We start from the raw sequence: 20886 nt of genomic DNA on the forward strand, positions 1-20886 counted from the left end.
GTTCATCGGACAAAAATGACTCTGGGCAGCCGGGCCTGTCGCACCAGCGTGCCGGCATCGGGTGTCTGCACTGTCCAGCTGACCGAGTCGGTCGCGCTTTCGTCGACCACGGTGCTGAACGTATCGCCGGCCAGTTGCAGGTAGGCGACCAGCTCCGCCAGGCCGTGCCGCAACGGCCGCAGGCTGCACAGTTCCTGCAGCGTGACCTGCGCGCGGCCTTGCAGCGCCTGCCGGACATAGCCCGCCAGCTCAGCCTTGTCGACGACGACCTGCGAGAACAAGGCGTCGGCGTCGACCTCGGCATCGCCGGCTTCGAGGTCGGTATCGGCGATGCGCGGCTTGACGGCCGGCACGAACAGCGGGCGCTCCATCGGCAGCTCGATATCGGCAGCAGTGTCTGCCACGGACATCACGATGCCTGGCGGCGGGGTATCGCGTACGGCAAGTGCCCGGGCCTCGATGCCGCGCAGGATATCCATGATGCGGCGGTTTTCCAGCCAGGCCTTGTCATCGAGGAAGCGCCGTAGCTGCTGCGACAGCTGCGCCACGGTGCGCTGCGTGTGCTCGCCTGCCTCCAGCCAGTCATAGTGCACGCGGCGCAGGCGCGTGTCGGGGTTGAGTTCCGAGACGGGCGGGAGCGCCAGCACGTGTTCGAGCAGCGTGGAAAGCTCTTCCTGGCGGCGGCTGCTCATCAGGAAATCCCAGAACGCGCGGAAGCTGCGGCCCTGGTCGGAATCGGAGATGGCGTCGCGCTCGCCCATGATGTCTTCGAGCAGCGCGCCTTTGGAGCCTTCCCATAATGCGATGCGTTCGCGCACGCGGCGATCCAGCGCACGGAAGTTGTCTTCCACCTCGCGGAAATCGGTCAGTAGCTCGCGCGCCAGCGAGACGAATTGCTGGAAACGGTCCTTCAGGGCCGTGTCGTCAAGGAGGGCGAGGTCGCCCCCTGCGACGCGTGCGATCTCCGCGTCCAGTTCGTCGCGCCGCCGGTTCAGTTCCGCCATGCGCGCCTGCGGGTCGGTCTGCGTGCCTTCATGCATCTGCTTGAGCAGGTCGAACAGCGTCAGCAGGCGCGACTCGGTGCCAACGAAGCTGCGCTCTGCCAGCGAACTGAGCCAGGCGATGGCTTTCTCGGTGGCCGGCGTCAGGTCGAACTGCGGTTCGTCCGAGCCCTGCCGGTAGAACTTGCGCAGCCAGCCCTTCTCGTTGGCTGCCCAGTCGTTCAGGTAGTCGAGGGCTGGCCGGGGAAAGGCTTCCTGGCCGAGCCGTTCACGCAAGGCGAACAGTTCGTCTTCGAGGGCTTCGGCCAGGTCGGACTGCCCGATCGAGCGCCGGTTGGGTTCGACGAACGTGCGTTGAAGGAAGGCTGCGACCAGGCTCGCATTGTCGGAGCGCAGCAGTCGCCATGCCGGATGGCTTTGGCGCAGACGTTCCAGGGTGTCGAAATCGAGGCTCACGGAGATAAGCCATGCGCGCCGGCGTGGCGCGGTGGATAGGCGCGAAGGATGTCCGGATTGTACGCCAGGGCGGATCGCCACAAGTGATGTGGCGATCCCCCCGGCCGCTGTGTACGCCGTTACGGTACCTCACCCCAACCTGAACTGACCCACCGCCACTGCCAAGCTCCCCGCCTGCGTCTGCAGCGCCGCCGCCGCCGCCGTCGACTGCTCCACCAGCGCCGCATTCTGCTGCACCATCTCATCGAGCTGGCTGACCGCCTTATTCACCTCTTGAATGCCGCGTGTCTGTTCCATCGATGCGTGAGTGATCTCGTTGATAATTCCCGTCACCTTCGACACATTGCTGACGATCTCGTCCATCGTCTCGCCGGCGCGCCGGACCTGGCCCGAGCCGGAGGTGACACTGCCCACCGTGGACTCGATCAGCGTCTTGATCTCCCTGGCCGCCTGCGCGCTGCGCTGGGCCAGCGCGCGCACTTCGCCGGCCACCACGGCAAAGCCCCGCCCCTGGTCGCCCGCACGCGCGGCTTCCACCGCGGCGTTCAGCGCCAGGATATTGGTCTGGAAGGCAATGCCTTCGATCACGCCGATGATGTCGGAGACCTTCACCGAGGCGGTCTCGATCTGGCCCATGGTGGCGATGACTTCGCCGATCACCATGCCGCCGTCGGCGGCCACGCGCGAGGCGGTGCTGACCGACTGGTTGGCATGCTGCGCCGAGCTGGCCGACTGGCTGACGGTGGCGGTGATCTCTTCCATCGACGCCGCGGTCTGCTCCAGGCTGGCGGCGGCGGATTCGGTGCGGCGCGACAGGTCGATATTGCCGGCGGCGATCTCGTCGGACGCGGCGCGCACGGATTCGCTGGCGTCGCGGATCTGGCGCATGGTGGTGCAGAGCTTGTCGGCAAAGGTGTTGAAGGCGCGCGCGATCTGCGCGACTTCGTCGTTGCCGTGCGCGGGCAGGCGCTGGGTCAGGTCGCCGCCGCCGGAGCCGATGGCGTCCATGGCGTCGCGCACGGTGCCGAGGCCGCGCAGCGACAGGGTCGCCACGACCCACACCACGATGGCGGCAACGCCCGCGATCAGCACCAGCGCGATCACCGAGGCGACCAGCGCCGAGCGCATGCCGGCGGTGGCCTCGGCCTGGTCGAGCGCGACGATGACCAGCCAGTCGGTGCCGGGGATGGCGCGCGCGCCGAGCAGCTTGGCGCTGCCGCCGATGTCGACCTGCAGCGGCGTCTTCGCGCCGGCCAGCGTGCCGAGCTTGTCGGCGGTCAGCGCGGGAACGAGATCGGTGACGGGCTTGAGCGTGAGCTTGTCGTCGGTATGCGCGACGATCTCCCCGGACCTGGCGACCAGCATGCCGAAGCTCGCCGGCGTGGGATGGATCGCCTTGACGTTGGCGACCACGGTGTCCATGGCGACGTCGCCCGAGACCACGGCCTTGACGCCGCCGTCGCGGATCACCGGCACGGCGAAGGCCACCACCAGCTTGCCGGTGCCGGCATCGACATAGGGCGGCGTGACCACCGGCTTGCCGGCCGCTGCGGCCTGCTTGTACCACGGGCGGCCGGTCGGGTCGTAGCCGGGCGGGATGCCTTCCGGCTTGGAAAACTTTGCAGTCTTGTCGGCATAGCCGACATAGACGTTGGTAAAGCCGCCCGCGTCGGCTATCTGTTTTAGCGCAGCATCGGGTTCGGGCTGCAGCACGGCGTCCTGCAGCGAATCGATCATCTGGCTGTGCGACGCCACCCACTCGGCGATGGCGCTGGTGTGGCCGCTCTGCACGGCGGCCAGGCTGCTGTCGATGGCGTCTTCGTTATGGCGGCTGGCGACGAACTGGTTCAGCGCCGTATTGATGGCGAGCGCGGCCACGACAATGGCCACGCACAGGGCCATGATCCGCGCGCGGAGGGTAGTGAACATCTGGGGGAGTTCCTTCGTAGGGAATCGTTTGGGGGCGTTTGTTTGTGGGATTTCCACCCCGCTGTATACGGAGCGTCCGCCGCCGACTTGAGGCAGCGATGCGAGATGTCGTTGGTTTTCTGAGTTGACGGCGCAACCCGTCCACATCGCGCACGATCGGGACATCCGCGACGAAATCAGAGAAACCTCTTTACAACGCTTTACAAAGGCTTACACCGGTTATGCATTTCGCAACATATTCTCGGATCACCCCACAACAACAAGCGGAGAGACACCGTGCTGAACCTTTCACACTCTTCCACGCCGCTGCGCATCCTTGCGCTGAGCGGCGCGCTCGCGCTGGCCGCCTGTGGCGGCGGCGGTGGCGATGATTCCGGTGGCCAGGGAACGCTGAAGGTCTCGATGACCGATGCACCCGCCTGCGGCTATGACAATGTGTTTGTGACCGTCAACAAGGTGCGGGTGCACCGCAGCGCCAACGCCGAGCCCGGCGCCGGTGGCTGGGTCGATATCGACGTGGTGCCAGCGCGCAAGATCGACCTGCTGTCGCTGACCAACGGCGTGCTGACCACGCTGGGCCAGACCGTGCTGCCGGCCGGCGACTATCAGCAGGTACGGCTGGTGCTCGATGCGAACCGCGGGGGCGGTGCGGGCGCGCTGGCCAACTCGGTGGTGCCCACCGGCGGCACCGAGCAGTCGCTGGATACGCCGAGCGCGGTGCAGTCCGGCATCAAGATCAACCGGCCGTTCACGGTGGCATCCGGCACGCTGACCGACCTGGTGCTGGACTTCGATGCCTGCAAGTCGGTGGTGACGCGCGGCAACGGCACCTATGGCCTGAAGCCGGTGGTGACGGCGATCCCGACGGTGGTCAGCGGCGCGGTCACCGGCGTGGTCGCTTCGTCTCCGGGCGCGCGCGTCCATGCCGAGCGCAACGGCGTGGTGGTGAAGGCCACGGTGGCCGATGCCAATGGCCACTTCACGCTGTCGCCGATCGAGCAGAGCAGCACCGCCGGCGCGGTCGACGTGGTGGTGGTGCCGGGCGCAGCCAATGCCCGCGCCACGGGCATCGTGCGCGGCGTGCCGGTGGTGGCGGGCGGCAGCACGGCGATCTCGAATTCGGCCTCGCCGATGACCTTGCCGGCTTCCACGTATCGCCGCGTGTCCGGCACGGTTACGCCGGCCTCGGCCGAAGCGACGCTGCGCGCGCTGCAACTGGTCAACGGCGGCACCTTCGAGATCGCGGCGACCGCCGCGGCCACCGATACCGGTGCCTATAGCCTGTACCTGACCGAGCCCGCGCTGCCGGTGGCGGCGCCGGTGATCGGCAACTACCAGGCCGCGCTGCCGATCCCGCTGCAGCCTGATGGCGCCGCGGGCGGCAAGTACAGCGTGCAGGCCACCAGCAACAGCGGTGCGGTGGTGTCGCAACAGGTCGATGTCAATACCGCCGATGTGATCCAGAACCTGTCGTTCTGATCGGACCCGGTTAACGGGGGACCAGCCGGAAACGGGCGCAAGCCTGCTTCCGGCTTCTTTGTTTCCGGCGCCCTGCCCGATTCGGCATGGCCCCCGCTGGCCGCGGTTTCCCGCTAGACTTGGATTCTCGCGTCCACGGAGATCGCGCCATGGCAGCACGCACCGCGGCCAGGTCCACACCTGCGCCGACAGCAGCGCCGCGCAAGTCCGCCGGCATGTTCCGGGTCGGCATCGGCGGCTGGAATTACGCACCATGGCGCGACAATTTCTATCCGGCCAAACTGCCGCAGGCGCGCGAACTGGCCTACGCCAGCCGGCACCTCAGCGCGATCGAGATCAACAGCACCTACCACGGTACGCAGAAGCGATCGTCATTCATCAAATGGCGCGCTGAAACGCCGGACGATTTCGTGTTCGCGGTGAAGGCGTCGCGCTTTGCCACCAACCGGCGCGTGCTGGCGGAATCGGCCGAATCGATCGAACGCTTTATCGACAGCGGCATTGCCGAGCTGGGTCCCAAGCTGGGTCCGCTGGTATGGCAGTTCGCGCCGACCAAGCAGTTCGATGCGGAGGACTTCGAGGCCTTCCTGCAATTGCTGCCGGCCGCCGTGGAAGGCGTGAAGCTGCGCCACGTGCTCGACGTGCGGCACGACAGCTTCATGTCGCCGGACTACCTGAAACTCGCGCGCAAGTACAAGGCTGCCACGGTATTCACCGATTCGCCCAAATTCCCGTCGATGGCGGACCTGACCGCGGATTTTGTCTATGCGCGCCTGATGGAAAGCAGCGAGAAGCTGAAGACCGGCTACGGTCCGAAGGCGCTCGATGAATGGGCCGAACGCGCGCAGTCGTGGGCGCAGGGCGTGCAGCCGGATGACCTGCCGGTGCTCGACGACCGCCAGCCCGCTGCACGCAAGCGCGAGGTCTTTGTCTTCTTCATCAATGGTGCCAAGGAACGCGCGCCGGCCGCCGCACAGGCGTTGCTGGAGCGGCTGGGCTGGACCCCGCCCGCCGACGCGGATGCCTGACGCCGGATCGCTATAATCCCGCATGAACTCGACCCCTGTCCAAGCACCCCCGCAGCCGCAAGCCGGCCCCGCTTTTTCCACCCTGCCGCTGTCGCCCGCCATGCTCGCCACGCTGGCGCAGCTCGGCTATGACGAGATGACGCCGATCCAGGCGGCCAGCCTGCCGATCACGCTGGCCGGCCAGGACCTGGTCGCGCAGGCCAAGACCGGCAGCGGCAAGACCGCGGCGTTCGCGCTCGCGCTGCTGAACCGGCTCGATCCGCGCCGCTTCGACGTGCAGGCGATGGTGCTGTGCCCCACGCGCGAACTGGCCGACCAGGTCACGCAGGAAATCCGCCGCCTCGCGCGCGCCGAAGAGAACATCAAGGTGCTGGCGCTGTGCGGCGGCTCGCCGATGCGTCCGCAGGTGGACAGTCTTATTCACGGCGCGCATATCGTGGTGGGTACACCGGGCCGCATTCTTGATCACATCGATCGCGGCAGCCTGGACCTGGCGGCGATCAATACGCTGGTGCTCGATGAAGCCGACCGCATGCTCGACATGGGCTTCTTCGACGATATCGCCTACATCGCCAGCCGCTGCCCGAAGGAACGCCAGACGCTGCTGTTCTCGGCGACGTATCCCGAAGGCATCGACAAGCTCGCCCACAAATTCCTGCGCAAGCCGCAGTCGCTGAAGCTGGAAGCCACGCACGACAACGCCACCATCCGCCAGCGCTTCTATGAAGTGGAGGAAGGCGAGCGCCTGGGCGCGGTCGGGCGGCTGCTCGACCATTTCCGCCCGGCCAGCACGCTGGCGTTCTGCAATACCAAGGCGCGCTGCCGCGAGCTGGTGGAACTGCTGCGCGCGCAGGGCTACCAGGCGCTGGCCCTGCATGGCGACCTGGAGCAGCGCGATCGCGACCAGGTGCTGGTGCAGTTTGCCAACCGCAGTTGCTCGGTGCTGGTAGCCACCGACGTGGCCGCGCGCGGGCTGGATATCGCCCAGCTGGAAGCAGTGATCAATGTCGAGATCACGCCCGACCCCGAGGTGCACGTGCACCGCATCGGCCGTACCGGCCGCGCCGACCAGGAGGGCTGGGCGTTCAGCCTGGTCAGCATGGATGAGATGGGGCGCGTGGGTAACCTCGAGCAGCACCACGGCGGCGAGTTCGAATGGCATGCGCTGGCGGAGCTGACGCCCGCGAGCAGCGAGCGGCTGCTGCCGCCGATGGTGACGCTGCAGATGCTGGGCGGCCGCAAGGAAAAGATCCGCCCCGGCGATATCCTGGGCGCGCTGACCGGCGAGGCCGGCTTTGCCAAGGAGCAGGTCGGCAAGATCAACGTGCTGGAGATGTCGACCTATATCGCGGTGGAGCGCAGCATCGGCCGCGAGGCGGTGAAGCGGCTCAACGCGGGCAAGGTGAAGGGCAAGAAGGTGAAGGTGCGCCTGATGACGGAGTAAGCGGCGCGCCGGCAGTAGTGGGTGCGCCACAACAGTGCTTGCAAAGATTCGCGTAAGTCACCCTGTAAGCCTGCGCATTCCTTTGCTACTCTGTGTCCATTGGACGCAAGGCAGGTAGCGCCAGCCGCATGATTTCTCGACGGAAGAGGAGTTGGTGATGAAAACTGCACGCCAGGTTCTGGAATCCAAGCCGACTCAGGCCATCTACAGCATCCCGCCGACGGCGACGGTCTATGCCGCGCTGCAGCTGATGGCCGAGAAAGGGATCGGGGCCCTGCTGGTGATCGAGCACGGTGACATCAAGGGCATCCTGAGCGAGCGCGACTATGCGCGCAAGGTGATCCTGATGCAGCGCACCTCGCGCGAGACGCTGGTGCGCGACATCATGACCACCTCGGTGATCTACGTCGGCGCAGGCCAGAGTACCGACGAATGCATGGCGCTGATGACCAAGCACCGGCTGCGCCACCTGCCGGTGATGGAGAACGATGAGCTGGTCGGCATGCTGTCGATCGGTGACCTGGTGAAGGACATCATCTCCGAGCAGCAGTTCATCATCGAGCAGCTGGAGCATTACATCCATGGGGGCGGGCATTAGGCAATGCGTTGGGCTGGTGGGGAATTGATGCGCCGGCCCTCTCCCCCGGCCCCTCTCCCGCGGGCGGGAGAGGGGAGAAAACCGTAGGGGTTCGAAACGACCCCGAGGTCTCCCCGAGGTCTCCCTGAGCGCGATATGCGCTTACCGCATATAATTATGCGGTTACTGAATTACGGTCACTCCGCTGCGGCTTCGCTGCCGTTCCTGGCGGACCTTCCGGCCGGCAATTCACCCTCCCCATGTTTGCCTCGCGGCACGTTGCCGCGTACCCGTGTCTGCAATGCCGTCGTCCGTACCCGCCGCCCAAGCCATTCCATCGCCCATCCACGACCATCGCGCCATCATGCGCGTCATCGGCGGCATCGTGCTGTGCATCCTGCTGGCGGCGCTGGACCAGACCGTGGTGATCCCGGCGGTGCCGGCCATCGCCAATGACCTGAACGGGTTTGGCCACCTGTCGTGGATCGTGACCGCGTATCTGATCGTGTCGACGGTGACCACGCCGCTGTACGGCAAGCTGTCCGACAGCTTCGGGCGCCGCCGCCTGCTGATGGTGGCGATCACGCTGTTCATCGGCGCCTCGGTGGCGTGCGCGCTGGCGCAGACGCTCGGGCAGCTGATCCTGTTCCGCGCGCTGCAGGGCGTGGGCGGCGGCGGGCTGATGTCGCTGGCGCAGGCGGCCATCGCCGACGTGGTGGCGCCGCGCCAGCGCGGGCGCTACCAGGGCTACCTGGCCACGGTGTGGGCGGTGGCGTCGATCGCGGGGCCGCTGGTGGGCGGCTGGGTGTCGGACCACATGTCGTGGCGCTGGCTGTTCTGGATCAATGTGCCGCTGGGCCTGCTGGCGATGGCGATGTGCTATCGCGGGCTGGCGCTGCTGCCGCCGCGCGGCGGTCGCGCGCGCGTCGACTGGCTGGGCGCGCTGCTGCTGGCGGTGGCCATCGTCGCCTTCCTGCTGGCGATGAGCTGGGGTGGCGATGTCTACGACTGGCTCTCGCCTGAGATGGCCGCACTGCTGCTCGCCGCGGCCGTGGCGGTGGCGCTGCTGGCGTGGCAGGAGCGCCGCGCCGCCGACCCGATGCTGCCGCCGCGGCTGTTCGGCAACCGCGCCTATGTGATGGGCGTGGCGGCATCGGCGCTGTCGGCGCTCAATATCTTCCTGTGCATCTTTGCGCTGCCGCTGCACTTCCAGCTGGTGCGCGGCGCCGATGCCTCGACCTCCGGCCTGCTGGTGATGCCGTTCCTGCTGGCGACGGTGGCGGGCAACTTTATCGTGGCATGGGTGGCGCCGCGCGTGGGCCGCATGCGCGGCATCCTGACGGCGGGCTATGTCGCCGCTGCGCTCGGCTTGATCGCGCTGGCGCTGGTGACGCCGGCAGTGCCGCTGGCTGTTGTGCTGATGGCGATGACGCTGGCCGGCGTGGGCCTGGGCATCACCATGGTGGCCACGCTGATGAGCGTGCAGAACGTGCTGGAGCGCCGCGATACCGGCGCCGGCACCGGCGCGCTGCTGGTGCTGCGCTCGCTCGGCAGCGCGCTCGGCGGTGCGCTGGCGGGCACGCTGCTGACGCTGGAATTCCGCCATGCGCTGGCGGCTTCCGGTGTGACGCAGGCGCTCGACCTGGGCGCGCTGCGCCATGGCAGCGAAGCGCTGGCGCAGCTGTCGCCGGCGGTTCGGCACGTGCTGGCCGGTGGCGTCGAGTCGGGCTTCCACCTGATCTTTGCGGTCGGCGCGGCGGCGTCGGTGCTGGCGCTGCTGGTCGTGCGCAGCATGCCGGACCTGGAGTTGCGCGGCAGCGTCACCGAGCACGCGGCCACGCTGGCGATGGACTGAACGGCGGGCGGCAGCGGGCCCGTCATCGGCGTAGACTACGCGTACCCGATACAGCGAGCCGAACCCTGGAGCCCGTCGCCATGTTCCGTCGTTCCCTGATTACCCATCCCCTCGCCTTCGCTGCCGTGGCGTTTGCCGCGTCGGCACTGCTGCCCTCGCCTGCCCGCGCCGCCGACAAGACCGCAGCGCCGGCCGGCGCTTGCCCCGCATCGCTCAACTTCACCTTCCCGCGCCTGCAGGACGAAGCGCCGCAGAACCTGTGCCAGTACGCCGGCAAGGTGGTGCTGGTGGTCAACACGGCCAGCTATTGCGGCTTCACGCCGCAATACGAAGGGCTCGAGGCGCTGCACGCCAAATACAATGCGCGCGGCCTGGTGGTGCTGGGATTCCCGTCCAACGATTTCTCGCAGGAACCGGGCTCGGAGAAGCAGATTGCCGACTTCTGCTACAACACCTACGGCGTCAAGTTCCCCATGCTGGGCAAGTCGCACGTGCGCGGCAGCGACGCCAATCCGATGTATGCGCTGCTGGCCAAACAGACCGGCACCGCGCCCAGGTGGAACTTCTACAAGTACCTGATCGGCCGCGACGGCAAGGTGGTGGCCAGCTACGACAGCCGCACCAAGCCGCAGGACAAGGAACTGGTGGCGAAGATCGAATCGCTGCTCGGCGCGCAGCGCTGAGCAGCGCCCTGCCCGCGCCACCTCCGCGTCACCTCCGCGCCGGCTCAGTCGCGCACCAGCCCTTCGGCGCGCATCGCATCCTGGACTGCGGGCCGCGCCGCCACGCGCGACAGGTATTGCTGCAGCGACGGGTACGCGCTCAGCGGCATCATCAGCATGCGCGCCCAGCCCAGGATGGTGAAGCAGTAGGCGGAGGGGGATTGCAGATTTGCACAGCGTCTCGCCGTGCGATGGTTGGCTCCCCTCTTCCGCGTGCGGGAGCGGGGAGCCAACAAGCGGTGGCTGGTTTCTGCCTACTCCACTTCGCTGAACAACCGCCCCCACCCCTTCAGCTCGCGCGTATCCACACCGCACAGCCGCAGCGATTTCCACACCACCGTCGAAATGGTGTCGTACAGCGGAATCCCCGTCTCGGCTTCAAGCTCTTCCGCCAGATGTGCCGCACGCAGGTTGGTGCAGAACGTGGTGATCGCCTGCGGTCCGTGCTGCGCGAGGCCGCGCACCATCTCGCGGATGGTGTCCGCCTCGACTTCGGCAAAGCTGTAGTTCACGTGCAGGTCGAGGTGGCTTTCCGCCACGCAGTGAAAGCCGCTGCGTTCGTAGTTGGCGATGATGCGCTGCTGCACGTCGTCCAGGTACGGCGTGGCCAGGCCGAAGTTGCGCGCGCCGGTCTTTTCCAGGATCTCGTTGAGCGCCAGCACCGAGGTGGTGGCCGGGATGCCGGTCGCCTCGGTGATCTGCCTGCACAGCGCTTCGTCCTTGTCGAAGCCGAGCCAGCCGGACGAGGTGCCGTTCCAGGCGATGACGTCGACGCGCGCATCGGCCAGCAGGCTGGCGGCGGCCAGGATCTTGTCGAGGTTGAACTGCCCCAGCGCCTGGTCGCGCAGCGAGATCTCGGTCACGGTAAAGCGCGAGAAATGCGCGCTGACGTTGGGCAGGCCGGCAACCATCGCGCTGGTGATGGGCTCGAGCGCCGTGTTGGAAGACGGCGTGAGCATGCCGAGTCGGATTTGCTTGGTCATGTTGTGGTCTCAGGAGTGGATGCGGGGGCCGGGACGTTGCCGGCCCCTGTTCATCTTGGAATTTGGTGATCGCAGCGATCCGCGAGGATCAGACCGGGATCTTGGTCTCGTAGTCGATCGCGGTCGAGGCCAGCAGCAGCCCCACGCCGGCAGCGGCGAAGAACATCAGCGCCAGGAAGTACGAGCCGGTGAACTGCACGATCATGCCGACGATGATGGGCACGGTGATGCCGCCGATATTGCCGCCCAGGTTCATCACGCCGCCCAGGAAGCCGACCTTGTTGCGCGTGCCGAGCATCGACGGCACGCACCAGAACAGGCCGCACCAGCGCAGGAAGAACAGCGTGGACGACAGCAGCACCACCACGATGACCGGGTCGCTGACATAGGCCACCGAGAAGATCGATGCGGTGGCCACCACCGCGGCGATGCCGAACAGCGTGCGCATCACCACGTTGGGACGGCCGCCCGCCTCTTTCCACTTGTCGGCGATCCAGCCGCCGATCAGTTCGCCGATGAAGCCGCTGAAGAAGATGATGAAGCTGGCGCCGCCCATCTGCTTGATGTCGAAGCCGTGCACCTTGTTCAGGTAGTTGGGCATCCACGTCAGCAGGCCGTAGAACACGGTGTTGAAGCACATCCAGCCGATCGCCATGCACCACACCGAGCGGTACTTGAAGAAATCGAGCGAGCGGCCCGACAGGTTGGCCGGTTCGGCGCGGTGCTCGTTGGCCAGCGCTTCCTCGATGTAGCGCGCTTCCATCTCGTTCACGCCGCGGTGCTCGCGCGGGGAATTGCGCACGTAGTACCAGGCCAGGATGCCGGCCAGCACGGTGCCCACGCCGGCCACGATAAAGGCCAGCCGCCACGAACCCAGCGAGGCGATCAGCCACGTGATGATGATCGCCCCCAGGGCCGCGCCCAGCGGCGCGCCGCCGTCAAGCAGCGTGGCGCCGCGGCCGCGCTCGTTCTGCGTCATCCAGATCGCATTGAGCTTGCCGCCGGCCGGGTAGATCGGCGCTTCGGCGGCGCCCAGGCCGAGCCGGGTCAGCATCAGCGACATGGCATTGGTGGTGAACGCCGCGACGGTCTGGGCGAGCCCCCAGAACACGGTGGCGCAGGCAATCACGATGCGCGGCTTGTACTTGTCGGCCAGCATCCCGCCCGGCACCTGCATCAGCGCGTAGGTCCAGAAGAACGAACTGAGGATCAGGCCCTGCATGGTGGGACTGAGGTCGAACTCCTTCGCGATCAGCGGCATGGCCACCGAAAGCGAGGCGCGATCGATGTAGTTGATCGCGATGAGGAACAGCATCATCAAAAAAATCTTCCAGCGCACAGAGGTCTTGGCCTCCGTCAACACCGTCGCCTGGCTTGTCGTTTGCATGGCGGCGTCTCCTTGTCTCGGTCCTTCGGGTGGGCGGTTTTAATGGGTGTCGCGCAACAGGCCGGAGTATAAGATACGTAATCTGTAATTACAACGTTCGTAAGTTATTGATTTTACGATGTTGCAGATGCCCAATTTTGGGATGTGATAGCCTTCTCATGGTGCATTTCCCCATTCTGGTGACGTCTGTGACACAAACGCTTTCCCCCACCACGCGCCTGCGCACGCTTGGCATGTCCGCGGGCATCGCTGCCCGGCTGCGCACCATGATCGAAGAGGGCGAGTTGCCGCCCGGCGCCCGCATCGACGAACGCGCCTTCTGCGAGGCCTTTGACGTTTCCAAGACACCGCTGCGCGAGGCGCTCAAGGTGCTGGTGTCCGAGGGGCTGGTGCTGCACCGGCAGTACATCGGCTACCGCGTGGCGCCGCTGGACCTGGAGGAGTTGCGCGCCACCTTCGAGACCCTGCACGGGCTGGAGGCGCTGGCCGGCGAACTGGCGGCGCGGCGGCTCGGCGACGCCGCCATGGCGAAGCTGGAGCGGCGCCACCAGGCCATGATCGATGCGCATGCCGCGGGTCGGCGCACCGATTATTTCCGCATCAACCAGGAGATCCACCAGCTGATCATCGACGGCGCCGCCAACCCGGTGCTGGCGGGCGTCTACGCCACGCTGATGAGCAAGGTGCACCGCGCGCGCGGCGCCGCCAATGCCGACACCCTGCGCTGGCAGGAGTCGCATGAGGAACATGAGGAAATCATGGCCGCGCTGCGCGAGCCCGGCAGGCCGCACCTGGCGCAGGTGCTGCGCCGGCATTCCGAGAACACCGCGACCGAGGTGCTGGCCGTGGTGGCGCGCTCGCTGGCCGAAGCCGGGGCGCGCGACGCCGGCCTGAAACAGTCCGCATGAATCATCCCTGACGCAATCCCTCACCCAATCCATTACCCCAATCCCTTAGCCAATCCCTGACGAAAGCAACGACGATGAAACTGGTTCGAGTAGGCAATCCCGGCGCCGAGCGCCCTGGCGTGATCGATGCAGACGGCCGCGTGCGCGACCTGAGCGGCGTATTGGGCGAGATCGGCCCGGACGAGCTGGCGCCCGCGGCGCTGGCGCGGCTGGCGCAGGTAGACGTGGCAGCGCTGCCCGTGGTCGAAGGCACACGCGATGGTGTGCGTTTCGGCGTGCCGTGGACGGGTATCGGCAAGATCGTGGCGATTGGCCTGAACTATGCCGATCACGCCGCCGAGGCCGGCATGCCGCTGCCGGCCGAGCCGATCGTGTTCCTGAAGGCCAACAGCTCGCTGAACGGCCCGGACGACGACGTGATGCTGCCGTTCGGCTCCGAGAAGTCCGACTGGGAGGTCGAGCTCGGCGTGGTCATCGGCACCGTCGCGCGCAATGTCTCGCGCGAGGAGGCGCTGAACCACGTGGCCGGCTACTGCGTGGTCAACGACGTGTCGGAGCGCGAGTTCCAGATCGAGCGCGGCGGCACCTGGGACAAGGGCAAGGGCTGCGACACCTTCTGCCCGGTCGGCCCGTGGCTGGTGACGCGTGATGAAGTGCCCGACCCGCAGGCGCTGGGCCTGTGGCTGGAGGTCAACGGCGAGCGCGTGCAGCGGGGCAGCACCGCGACCATGGTCTTTGACGTGGCGACGGTGGTCAGCTATGTCAGCCGCTTCATGACGCTGCTGCCCGGCGACCTGATCGCCACCGGCACGCCGCCGGGCGTGGGCATGGGCTTCAAGCCGCCGCGCTTCCTGAAGGCGGGCGACACCATGCGCCTGGGCGTGGAAGGGCTCGGTGTGCAGAGCCAGCGCGTGGTCGCCTACGGCGAGCGCTGATCGCGGTCCCGGCGCAAGCCGGGCAGGGCGCGGCGTCACCCGGCAAGGTGACGCTGCCGCGCGTTGCGCGATGCTGCAACGCCGGTAAAAAACGCGCGTTTCGATGGTTCCCCGTCGAAACGCTTTCACACAAAGCGTTGGGTTTCCATACAAAGCGTGCCGTGCGCGCAACGGTTCCGGTGGCGAAAACGCCCGGATCGCATCGATTTACACAAAATCGCACACTTGGCATTTCGCTTGCGTTTTCTGCGTGAAATACTGGTTATACAGGTTTCGCCAGAGAGCAAACGTCATGTCAGAGCACGCCCCCGAGATCGAGTCGTACCTCGGTACCACACTCAAGCGCCGCTACTGCGGGCTGGCCGACACCCTGGACAGCCGCGCCGAGCTCGAGGCGATCCGGCGCAACATCCACCAGAATCCCGAACTTGCCTTTGACGAGGTCCGCACCTCCGGCCTGGTCGCCAGCCTGCTGGAAGCGTGGGGCTTCGCGGTCACGCGTGGCGTGGGCGGGACCGGCGTGGTCGGGACGCTGCAGTGTGGCGAGGGCACGCGCAGCATCGGCATTCGCGCCGACATGGACGCGTTGCCGATCCACGAGCGCACCGGGCTGCCTTACGCGAGCGCCAATGCAGGCCGCATGCACGCCTGCGGCCACGACGGCCACACCGCGATCCTGCTCGGCGCGGCACGGCAGCTGGCGCGTACGCGCAACTTCGATGGGACTGTCCACCTGATCTTCCAGCCGGCCGAGGAAATCGGCGCGGGCGGCGGCGCCGAGCGCATGCTGGCCGACGGGCTGTTCGAACGTTTCCCGTGCGACGCGATCTTCGGCCTGCACAACCATCCTGGCGTGGAGCAGGGCACCTTCCTGTTCCGCCCGGGCCCGTTCATGGCCGCCTGCGACACCGTCACCATCACCATCCGCGGGAAGGGCGGCCACGCGGCGCGCCCGCACCAGTCGGTCGATCCGATCCTGGTGGCCGGAAGCCTGGTGATGGCGCTGCAATCCGTGGTGTCGCGCTTCGTGGATCCGAACGAGGCCGCGGTGGTGAGCATCGGCACGCTGCACGCCGGCCACGCACCCAATGTGATCCCGGACAGCGCGCGCATGGAAATCAGCGTGCGTTCGTTCAACCCCGATGTGCGCGCGTCGCTGGAAAACCGCATCCGCCAGCTGGCGATGTCGCAAGCCGAGGGCTACGGCGCGGTGGCGGAGATCGACTACGTGCGCGGTTATCCGGTGCTGGTGAACAGCGAGCGCGAGACCGAGTTCGCGCGCCAGGTGGCGGAGGAACTGGTCGGCGCCGACAAGGTGGTGTCGCAGGCCGCGCGCATCACGGGCAGCGAGGACTTTGCGTATTACCTGCAGCAGCGTCCGGGCTGCTTCGTGCGGCTGGGCAACGGCGCCAACCAGCCGCTGCTGCATAACGCGGGCTACGACTTCAACGACGAGAACCTGACGGTGGGGGCGGCGTACTGGACGCGGTTGGTGGAGCGGTATCTGGGGCGTTGAGAACCCAGCGGCTGGCAAGCGCCTACCGGAAGAACGCGCTCGGCGGCACGCCGAACTGCCGCCTGAACATCGTCGCGAACGCGCTCGGGCTGTCGTAGCCCAGGTCCAGCGCCACGTCGACCACCTTGCTGCCCGCGGCCAGCTTTTCCAGCGCCGCCAGCAGCCGCGCCTGCTGGCGCCATTGCCCGAAGGTCATGCCGGTCTCGCGTGCGAAGCGGCGCTGGATGGTCTTGGGATCCACCCCCAGCCTTTCGCCCCAGTCCGCCAGGGTCAGCGCGGTGTCGGGCGCATCCACGATCGCGTCGCAGATCTGCCGCAGGCCCGCGTCAGCCGGGCGCGGCAGGTGCAGCGGCAGCGATGGCACCAGCAGGACTTCATCGAGCAGCAGCCGCATCAGGCGCGCATCGCGCGTATCCGGTTCATAGGGCAGCGGGATGTCGATCGCGGCCAGGATCAGCTCGCGCAGCAGCGGCGAGATGCCGAGCACGGTGCAGCGCTGCGGCAGGCCCGGCGCGGCATCCGGGCGGATATAAGCGGTGCGCATCTGCACGTGGCCGACCATGCGGATCCAGTGCATGGTGCCGCCCGGCATCCACATGCCGCGCGTGGGCGGCACGATCCACTGGCCTTCGTCGGTGGCCACCACCATGACGCCGTGCACCGCGTGGATCAGCTGCGCATGCGGGTGCTGGTGCCGCTTCGTCACTTCGCCAGGCAGGTAGTCGGCGGCCATTGCGGCGACCGGCATCGGGCTGCGGTCGTAGCGGACGTAGCGCGGCGGATTGCTGTAGGTGTCGCCCGCTGTGGCGGTGTCGGAAGCACGGGGCGGGCGCGGCATGTCCTTTTCTCCAAGGTTGCGGACCTATTCTCGCAGGACAGGCGCCGGGGCGCCAGCTAGCATCCAGGCTCTCAGTCCTGACTGGCCGGCGCCCCCGCTGGCCGCGTTCCGTTTGTCGAGAGCCGCCAATGAGCACAACCATCGACTCCGCGCCGACCGGCGCCACAGCTTCCAGCATCTCCGCCACGCCCGCGCAGGCCGAACGCACCGGCTTCCGCGTGCTGTCGGCGATCAGCTTCGCTCACTTCCTCAACGACATGATCCAGTCGTTGATCCTGGCGATCTACCCGATGCTCAAGGGTGGCTTCAACCTGAGCTTCACGCAGATCGGACTGCTGACCATGACGTACCAGGTCACCGCCTCGCTGCTGCAGCCGGTGGTGGGCCTGTACACCGACAAGCATCCCAAGCCGCATTCGCTGGCGGTCGCGATGGCCTTCACGCTGGGTGGCCTCCTGCTGCTGTCGGTGGCGCCGACCTACGGTGTGCTGCTGGTGGCGGCGGCGCTGGTGGGCACCGGCTCGTCGATCTTCCATCCCGAGTCGTCGCGCGTGGCGCGCATGGCGTCGGGCGGCCAGCACGGGCTGGCGCAGTCGATCTTCCAGGTCGGCGGTAACGGTGGCAGTGCCATGGGGCCGCTGCTGGCGGCGCTGATCGTGCACCAGCAGGCCAGCCTGGCGTGGTTCTCGCTGGCGGCGCTGGTGGGCATCGTGGTGCTGTGGCGCATCGGCGGCTGGTACGCGCGCCAGCTGGCGCAGGGCGCGCGCAAGCGCAAGGCCACGGGCGCCGCGGCCAGCCCGGTGCCCACGCGCGTGGTGATGCGGGCGATGCTGGTGCTGATGGTGCTGGTGTTCTCCAAGTACTTCTACATGGCCAGCCTGACCTCGTACTACACCTTCTACCTGATGGAGCGCTTCGGGCTGGCGCGGCAGAACGCGCAACTGCACCTGTTCCTGTTCCTGTTCGCGGTGGCGGCGGGCACCATCCTGGGCGGGCCGATCGGCGACCGCATCGGGCGCAAGCGCGTGATCTGGGCATCGATCCTGGGCGTGGCGCCGTTCACGCTGCTGCTGCCGCACGTGGGCCTCGCCTGGACCACGGTGCTGACCTTCATCATCGGCTTTATCCTGGCGTCGGCGTTCTCGGCGATCCTGGTGTTCGCGCAGGAACTGATTCCCGGCAAGGTCGGCATGGTGTCGGGGCTGTTCTTCGGCTTTGCCTTCGGCATGGGCGGCATCGGCGCCGCGGTGCTGGGCGGGATGGCGGACACGCACGGCATCCGCGCGGTGTATGAGTACTGTGCCTATCTGCCGCTGCTGGGCCTGTTGACGGTGTTCTTGCCGGACCTGCGCGAGCGCGCGCACGCCTGACGCGGGAACGACGGTGGCTGACTGAACGGCATTCGCTGCCGGCCGGCATTTTGCGGCATCATGGCGGGCATGAAGTCCGCCGTGCCCACGATGCCCCCGTTGCCCCCGCTGCCTCCGTCTACTCCGGTCACCTCCCAGCCTGTCCCGGCGCCGGCCAGCGCCACGCCGGCCTGCGAGCGCTGCCTGGAACTGGCTGCCGACCCACGCCGGCGCGAGCCGCCTGCCTGCCTGGCGCTGCGCAATACCGCGCCGCTGGTCAGCCAGAGCGCCGCGGGCGTGCCGTTCAGCATGCTGACCTTTGCCTGCCGCGACTGCGGCACGGTCTGGCGCCTCTATGACCGCGCCAACGAGCTCTTTGTCTCCTGGGTGCCGGAGCGCCCGCTGGTGCGCTGAGTGGTTCGTCGAGTGGTGCGCCGAGTGGTTCGCCAGGCACCGTTGAGCGCGCAACCGATCGGCTAAGATAGCGGCTTGCGCGCGCCGGCCGGCAGCCCTGCCCGGCGAGGGCGCGCCCGGACTCTCTCCCCGTATTCCCGACACCATGGCCTTCCCGTTCCGCCCGACCCTGCTGGCAGCCACCGTTGCCGCCGGCCTGCTCGCCGCCGCCGCGCTGCCCGTCGCCGCCGCAGACAACTACCCCAGCCGCCCGATCCACCTGATCGTCGCCTATCCCACCGGCGGCATCAGCGACACCGTGGCGCGCGCGCTCGGCGAGCGCCTGTCGGCGCAGATGGGCACCTCGGTGGTGGTCGAGAACAAGGCCGGCGCCGGCGGCAGCATCGGCATCGATGCCGTCGCCAAGGCAGCGCCGGACGGCTACACGCTCGGCTTCGCCTCGACCAGCCCGCTGACGCTGAACCCGCATGTCGGCCACGTCAACTACGACCCGCAGAAGGACGTGGCGCCGGTGATGAGCGTGATGTACTCGCCGGTGCTGGTGATCGCCACCAACGGCTTCAGCGGCAAGGGCTTTGCCGACGTGGTCGGCCAGGCCCGCGCCAGGCCGGGTTCGGTGCGCTGGGCAACCTCGGGCCTGGGCACGGTCGGCCACGTGGTGCTGGAACAGATCAGGCAGAAGTCGAAGGCCGACATCACGCTGATCCCGTACAAGGGCGCCGGCCAGCAGATGAATGACGCGCTTGGCGGCCAGTTCGAGGTGATGAGCACCAACGCCAGCCCGGCGCTGACCCAGCATATGCAGGCCGGCCGCCTGCGCGCGCTGGCGGTCGGCGCGCCCAGGCGGCTGGAGAGCCTGCCGCAGGTGCCCACGCTGGCCGAGCTCGGCTATCCCAAGGCCAACATGACTTCGACCTTCGGCGTCTTCGCGCCGGGCAAGACCCCCGCGGCGATCATCGACCGCCTGAATGCCGAGCTGAACAAGGCACTGGCCGGACCGGAAGTCCACGAGCGGCTGCTCAAGGGCGGCGAAGTGCCCACCGGCGGCACGGCGGCGCAATTTGCCAGGGCGATCCGCGAGGAATACGCGGAGAACGCGCGCATCGTCAAGGAGGCCGGCATCAAGGCGGAATGACATGGCGAAGGCCGGCTCAGGCGGTATCGAGCCGGCACCCGAGCCCATAGACCGAAGACAGCCGCACGCCGTTGTGCGGCCACAGCGACAGCTTGGTGCGCACGCGCGACAGGTGGCTGTCCAGCGTGCGCGAGGTCGGCTCGATGTGATAGCGCCAGACCTGGTCGATCATGGTCTGGCGCGGCACCACGCTGCCGAGATTGCGGAACAGCAGCACGGCCAGGTCGAACTCCTTCGGCGCCAGCGGCACCGGCCTGCCATGCACCCAGGCGCGCCGCTCCGAAGGGGCAAAGCGGAATGCGCCATGCGCCACGTCGCAGGCTTGCTTGGACGGCCGCGCGCGCCGCAGCAGCGCCTGCACGCGCGCGGCCAGTTCGCCCAGCCGCGGCGGTCCCGGCAGGTAGCTGTCGGCGCCCTGCGCAAAGCAGGCCGCGACAAAGTCCTCTGCATTCGAGCCGCCGGTCAGCATCACCGGCAGGTCATGGCCCAGCGAGCGCCGCACCCACGCCAGCACATCCAGCGCCGGGATTCCCGGCGTTTCGCAATCGAGGATCAGCAGGTCGAACGGCTCGGCGTGCAGCGCGCCCAGCAGCGCGCGTCCGTTGAGGTAGCGCCGGCACTGGTGGCCGTCCAGGCGCAGGGCTTGTTCGATGCGGATGGCGAGGGTCGGATCGGCCTGCAGCGAGGCAATCTTCACGGTCATGGCTCCTGCCGGGGCGGTGCCACCGGCAAAGAATGCGGGCAGGGATGCAAACGGGAACACAAACGCAAACGTGGCTGAGCCACCGGCACCGGCTGTCCGGCGCCGCGGCGACACCATGTTATGGGCACGGTGCCGAGGCAAGAAGTAAAAGATTGTTGAAAGCCTGAATTGAGGTCTTTCCTATTCGTCCCGTCGGTCGCGCGGTCTTAAATGACCCGCTACGGCCG

18 protein-coding genes are annotated in these 20886 nt (G+C 67.5%); 12 read left to right on the plus strand and 6 right to left on the minus strand.

The genetic code is table 11. From position 1 onward, the window contains the following. Positions 1-2 precede the first annotated feature (2 nt). Together JTE92_RS12435 and JTE92_RS12440 are read right to left on the minus strand one after the other, a co-directional pair. Complete coding sequence (locus JTE92_RS12435; protein ID WP_063239949.1) at positions 3-1457, minus strand: DUF3375 domain-containing protein; 1455 nt, start codon at positions 1455-1457, stop codon at positions 3-5. A 129-nt stretch (positions 1458-1586) separates the two neighbouring features. Beyond that, positions 1587-3386, minus strand: a complete 1800-nt coding sequence (locus JTE92_RS12440) for a methyl-accepting chemotaxis protein (protein ID WP_063239948.1) — start codon at positions 3384-3386, stop codon at positions 1587-1589. 276 nt (positions 3387-3662) lie between these two features. On the opposite strand from JTE92_RS12440, the gene JTE92_RS12445 reads away from it, so the two are divergent. The 6 genes from JTE92_RS12445 to JTE92_RS12470 all read left to right on the plus strand — a co-directional run bounded on the left by JTE92_RS12445 (position 3663) and on the right by JTE92_RS12470 (position 10452). Next, positions 3663-4865 carry a DUF4382 domain-containing protein gene (locus tag JTE92_RS12445; RefSeq protein WP_116386735.1) on the plus strand — a complete coding sequence of 401 codons (1203 nt, stop codon included), beginning with the start codon at positions 3663-3665 and terminating at the stop codon, positions 4863-4865. A gap of 149 nt (positions 4866-5014) precedes the next feature. Next, positions 5015-5893, plus strand: a complete 879-nt coding sequence (locus tag JTE92_RS12450; protein WP_063239947.1) for a DUF72 domain-containing protein — start codon at positions 5015-5017, stop codon at positions 5891-5893. Between the two features lie 22 nt (positions 5894-5915). Next, a complete protein-coding gene (dbpA, locus tag JTE92_RS12455) occupies positions 5916-7337 on the plus strand; it encodes an ATP-dependent RNA helicase DbpA (RefSeq protein ID WP_063239946.1) in 1422 nt (473 codons plus the stop codon). Between the two features lie 157 nt (positions 7338-7494). Then, complete coding sequence (locus JTE92_RS12460; RefSeq protein WP_063239945.1) at positions 7495-7935, plus strand: CBS domain-containing protein; 441 nt, start codon at positions 7495-7497, stop codon at positions 7933-7935. Between the two features lie 343 nt (positions 7936-8278). Further along, positions 8279-9769: an MDR family MFS transporter gene (locus JTE92_RS12465; RefSeq protein ID WP_063240059.1), complete on the plus strand. Its 1491-nt coding sequence runs from the start codon at positions 8279-8281 to the stop codon at positions 9767-9769. Positions 9770-9849: 80 nt separating this feature from the next. Next, positions 9850-10452, plus strand: a complete 603-nt coding sequence (locus tag JTE92_RS12470; protein ID WP_063239944.1) for a glutathione peroxidase — start codon at positions 9850-9852, stop codon at positions 10450-10452. A 293-nt stretch (positions 10453-10745) separates the two neighbouring features. Here JTE92_RS12470 and JTE92_RS12480 read toward each other — a convergent pair whose 3' ends face one another. Together JTE92_RS12480 and JTE92_RS12485 are read right to left on the minus strand one after the other, a co-directional pair. Next, on the minus strand, positions 10746-11474 hold the full coding sequence (locus tag JTE92_RS12480) for a maleate cis-trans isomerase family protein (RefSeq protein WP_063239943.1): 729 nt from the start codon (positions 11472-11474) through the stop codon (positions 10746-10748). Between the two features lie 88 nt (positions 11475-11562). Continuing rightward, positions 11563-12861: an MFS transporter gene (locus tag JTE92_RS12485; RefSeq protein WP_063239942.1), complete on the minus strand. Its 1299-nt coding sequence runs from the start codon at positions 12859-12861 to the stop codon at positions 11563-11565. Between the two features lie 158 nt (positions 12862-13019). On the opposite strand from JTE92_RS12485, the gene JTE92_RS12490 reads away from it, so the two are divergent. The 3 genes from JTE92_RS12490 (at position 13020) to JTE92_RS12500 (ending at position 16220) form a co-directional block, all read left to right on the plus strand. Beyond that, the gene (locus JTE92_RS12490; protein WP_063239941.1) at positions 13020-13769 is read left to right on the plus strand and encodes a GntR family transcriptional regulator; all 750 of its coding nucleotides are present in this window, start codon (positions 13020-13022) and stop codon (positions 13767-13769) included. A 74-nt stretch (positions 13770-13843) separates the two neighbouring features. After that, positions 13844-14704, plus strand: coding sequence for a fumarylacetoacetate hydrolase family protein (locus JTE92_RS12495; protein WP_063239940.1), 861 nt, complete (start codon positions 13844-13846; stop codon positions 14702-14704). A gap of 292 nt (positions 14705-14996) precedes the next feature. Next, on the plus strand, positions 14997-16220 hold the full coding sequence (locus JTE92_RS12500; protein WP_063239939.1) for a M20 aminoacylase family protein: 1224 nt from the start codon (positions 14997-14999) through the stop codon (positions 16218-16220). Positions 16221-16242: 22 nt separating this feature from the next. On the opposite strand, the gene JTE92_RS12505 is transcribed toward JTE92_RS12500, so the two are convergent. Next, the gene (locus JTE92_RS12505; RefSeq protein ID WP_063239938.1) at positions 16243-17058 is read right to left on the minus strand and encodes an AraC family transcriptional regulator; all 816 of its coding nucleotides are present in this window, start codon (positions 17056-17058) and stop codon (positions 16243-16245) included. Between the two features lie 128 nt (positions 17059-17186). On the opposite strand from JTE92_RS12505, the gene JTE92_RS12510 reads away from it, so the two are divergent. The 3 genes from JTE92_RS12510 (at position 17187) to JTE92_RS12520 (ending at position 19956) form a co-directional block, all read left to right on the plus strand. Further along, positions 17187-18428, plus strand: coding sequence for an MFS transporter (locus tag JTE92_RS12510; RefSeq protein ID WP_063239937.1), 1242 nt, complete (start codon positions 17187-17189; stop codon positions 18426-18428). A gap of 60 nt (positions 18429-18488) precedes the next feature. After that, on the plus strand, positions 18489-18821 hold the full coding sequence (locus tag JTE92_RS12515) for a hypothetical protein (protein ID WP_063239936.1): 333 nt from the start codon (positions 18489-18491) through the stop codon (positions 18819-18821). Between the two features lie 145 nt (positions 18822-18966). Then, complete coding sequence (locus JTE92_RS12520) at positions 18967-19956, plus strand: Bug family tripartite tricarboxylate transporter substrate binding protein (RefSeq protein WP_063239935.1); 990 nt, start codon at positions 18967-18969, stop codon at positions 19954-19956. A 16-nt stretch (positions 19957-19972) separates the two neighbouring features. Here the strand turns inward: JTE92_RS12520 and JTE92_RS12525 are convergent, their stop codons facing one another. Then, positions 19973-20653 (minus strand): response regulator transcription factor, encoded by a 681-nt coding sequence (locus JTE92_RS12525; RefSeq protein WP_063240058.1) that lies wholly within the window; start codon positions 20651-20653, stop codon positions 19973-19975. Positions 20654-20886 lie beyond the last annotated feature (233 nt).

It is taken from the genome of Cupriavidus oxalaticus, from assembly GCF_016894385.1.
Taxonomy (GTDB): Bacteria; Pseudomonadota; Gammaproteobacteria; order Burkholderiales; family Burkholderiaceae; genus Cupriavidus; species Cupriavidus oxalaticus.

Excerpts from the sequence above, each read along its gene's own strand:
- JTE92_RS12500 (WP_063239939.1), top strand. The coding sequence starts at position 14,997 with ATGTCAGAGCACGCCCCCGAGATCGAGTCGTACCTCGGTACCACACTC.
- JTE92_RS12510 (WP_063239937.1), top strand. The coding sequence starts at position 17,187 with ATGAGCACAACCATCGACTCCGCGCCGACCGGCGCCACAGCTTCCAGC.
- JTE92_RS12440 (WP_063239948.1), bottom strand. The coding sequence starts at position 3,386 with ATGTTCACTACCCTCCGCGCGCGGATCATGGCCCTGTGCGTGGCCATT.
- JTE92_RS12515 (WP_063239936.1), top strand. The coding sequence starts at position 18,489 with ATGGCGGGCATGAAGTCCGCCGTGCCCACGATGCCCCCGTTGCCCCCG.
- JTE92_RS12470 (WP_063239944.1), top strand. The coding sequence starts at position 9,850 with ATGTTCCGTCGTTCCCTGATTACCCATCCCCTCGCCTTCGCTGCCGTG.
- JTE92_RS12520 (WP_063239935.1), top strand. The coding sequence starts at position 18,967 with ATGGCCTTCCCGTTCCGCCCGACCCTGCTGGCAGCCACCGTTGCCGCC.
- JTE92_RS12480 (WP_063239943.1), bottom strand. The coding sequence starts at position 11,474 with ATGACCAAGCAAATCCGACTCGGCATGCTCACGCCGTCTTCCAACACG.
- JTE92_RS12490 (WP_063239941.1), top strand. The coding sequence starts at position 13,020 with ATGGTGCATTTCCCCATTCTGGTGACGTCTGTGACACAAACGCTTTCC.
- JTE92_RS12460 (WP_063239945.1), top strand. The coding sequence starts at position 7,495 with ATGAAAACTGCACGCCAGGTTCTGGAATCCAAGCCGACTCAGGCCATC.
- dbpA (WP_063239946.1), top strand. The coding sequence starts at position 5,916 with ATGAACTCGACCCCTGTCCAAGCACCCCCGCAGCCGCAAGCCGGCCCC.
- JTE92_RS12465 (WP_063240059.1), top strand. The coding sequence starts at position 8,279 with ATGCGCGTCATCGGCGGCATCGTGCTGTGCATCCTGCTGGCGGCGCTG.
- JTE92_RS12495 (WP_063239940.1), top strand. The coding sequence starts at position 13,844 with ATGAAACTGGTTCGAGTAGGCAATCCCGGCGCCGAGCGCCCTGGCGTG.
- JTE92_RS12485 (WP_063239942.1), bottom strand. The coding sequence starts at position 12,861 with ATGCAAACGACAAGCCAGGCGACGGTGTTGACGGAGGCCAAGACCTCT.
- JTE92_RS12450 (WP_063239947.1), top strand. The coding sequence starts at position 5,015 with ATGGCAGCACGCACCGCGGCCAGGTCCACACCTGCGCCGACAGCAGCG.
- JTE92_RS12505 (WP_063239938.1), bottom strand. The coding sequence starts at position 17,058 with ATGCCGCGCCCGCCCCGTGCTTCCGACACCGCCACAGCGGGCGACACC.